Here is a 559-nt window from a genome sequence, read left to right as displayed (position 1 = left end):
CGCACATTTCCCCGAAAAGTGCCACCTAAATTGTAAGCGTTAATATTTTGTTAAAATTCGCGTTAAATTTTTGTTAAATCAGCTCATTTTTTAACCAATAGGCCGAAATCGGCAAAATCCCTTATAAATCAAAAGAATAGACCGAGATAGGGTTGAGTGTTGTTCCAGTTTGGAACAAGAGTCCACTATTAAAGAACGTGGACTCCAACGTCAAAGGGCGAAAAACCGTCTATCAGGGCGATGGCCCACTACGTGAACCATCACCCTAATCAAGTTTTTTGGGGTCGAGGTGCCGTAAAGCACTAAATCGGAACCCTAAAGGGAGCCCCCGATTTAGAGCTTGACGGGGAAAGCCGGCGAACGTGGCGAGAAAGGAAGGGAAGAAAGCGAAAGGAGCGGGCGCTAGGGCGCTGGCAAGTGTAGCGGTCACGCTGCGCGTAACCACCACACCCGCCGCGCTTAATGCGCCGCTACAGGGCGCGTCCCATTCGCCAATCCGGATATAGTTCCTCCTTTCAGCAAAAAACCCCTCAAGACCCGTTTAGAGGCCCCAAGGGGT

This window comes from Nocardia sp. NPDC049220, assembly GCF_040647855.1.
Taxonomy (GTDB): Bacteria; Actinomycetota; Actinomycetes; order Mycobacteriales; family Mycobacteriaceae; genus Nocardia.
Note: the sequence above shows the minus strand (reverse complement) of the source record.